The sequence below is a fragment of the Actinosynnema sp. NPDC023658 genome, assembly GCF_040639995.1.
Classification (GTDB): Bacteria; Actinomycetota; Actinomycetes; order Mycobacteriales; family Pseudonocardiaceae; genus Actinosynnema.
Window position 1 is genome coordinate 1 of sequence record NZ_JBFAAX010001156.1, and the last position, 1641, is coordinate 1641.

At 72.9% G+C, this 1641-nt stretch carries 2 protein-coding genes; both read right to left on the reverse strand.

What is annotated here, in order from left to right:
- Nucleotides 1–972, reverse strand: a 972-nt coding sequence (locus AB0G02_RS39075) for an RNA polymerase sigma-70 factor (protein ID WP_360805222.1), incomplete at its 3' end; no start/stop codon positions are given.
- A 62-nt stretch (nt 973–1034) separates the two neighbouring features.
- The coding region (locus tag AB0G02_RS39080; protein ID WP_360805219.1) for an FAD-dependent oxidoreductase at nt 1035–1641 on the reverse strand (607 nt) is incomplete at its 5' end.

Here is a 1641-nt window from a genome sequence, read left to right on the forward strand (position 1 = left end):
AGGACATCTTCCTGGGCTGGTGTCCGAGCCCCGGTCCGTTCTTCTCGCGTGTCGGACGAACGTACCGGGGACGACGTGGTGGATGGTGCGGGCGGCGACGGCGACGAGCTTGTCCGGGTTCGCGACGTTGTGGATGGCGGCGATGCGACCCGCGGCATCCACGTCGAGGGTGACGGTGGCGATCACGCGACCGCCGCCGGTGAACACGATGCCCCGACCGCCGTTCAGCTCCACCAGCTCGGCCCTCATGTCCGCGGGGCCGACACCCTGGTACGGGCGGGTGCCGATCGACGCGAACCAGCCGGCCACCGTGTCCGCCCCGGTGATCGGTCGCAACGCCTGGCGCACCTTGCCGCCGCCGTCCGTCCACAACGTCACGTCCGGTGCGAGCAGCTGCATCAGTGTGTTGATGTCGCCACCGGTGGCGGCGGCGAAGAACCGCTCGGTGACCTCGCGCTGCCGGCCCGGGTCGGCGTGGAAGCGGGGACGCCGGGCCTGCACGTGCCCGCGGGCGCGGTGCGCGGCCTGGCGCACGGTGTCCTCGGAACGCTCGACGGCCGAGGCGATCTCCCCGTAGCCGAAGCCGAACACCTCCTTCAGCACGAACACCGCCCGTTCGAGCGGGCTGAGGGATTCCAGCACCACCAGCAGCGCCATGGACACCGAGTCCGCGGCGGCCACGTCGGCGGCGGTGTCCGTCCGGGTGAGGATGGGCTCGGGGAGCCACGGCCCCACGTAGGTCTCCCGCCTCGCCTGGGCGGAGCGCAACCGGTCCAGCGCCACGTTCGACACGATCCGCACCAGGTACGCCTTGGGGTCCGCGACCCGCGACCGGTCGGCGGCCGACCACTTCACCCACGCGTCCTGCACCGCGTCCTCGGCGTCGACCGCGCTGCCGAGGACGCGGTAGGCCACGGAGAACAACAGGTTCCGGTGCTCACCGAAGACGTCACCGGACGCCTCGCCGGACACCCCGCCCGGTCGCCGGTCCGACAGCCGGTCGGACGGTCCGTTCGACACCTCGTCGGATCGGGTCACCGGGTGAACCGCCCGCCGCGCGGCCAGATCGCGCCCGAGGCGGGGAACTTCTTCATCCGGCGGTACGTCGGCCACGGCGAGGCGCTCACCGTCTCCTTGTACCAGACCGCACGGCCTCCGACCAGCGAGAACGCCCGAGGTGTGTTGTCCGGCCCGGTGAACTGCACCACGGCGTCGTGCCGGCCCAGGCTGACCGGCGTGTGGTAGTAGCCGAACCGGAACGGCTTGGGCCGCTTGCCGCGCAGCTCCCGCACGATCGACACCGCCGCGTGCACACCGGTCGGCATGCCGCTCTGGCACGTGCCGTGCAGGACGCCGTACGCCTGCCGGATCGACGCCGCGTCACCGATCGCGTAGACCTCCGGGTGCGACACCGACCGCAGCGAGCCGTCGGTGACGACGCGACCGCGGTCGTCGACCTCCAGCCCGGCCGCAGCCGCCAGCGGCGACACGCGCACCCCGCTGGTCCACAGCACGGCGTCGACCGCGACCGCGTCCCGGTCCGCGAGCTCGACCGAGTCCGGCAGCACCTCGGTGACCTCGACACCGCTGAGCACCCGCACGCCGAGCCGGTCCAGCGCGGCCCGGAGGTGGGCCTGGGCC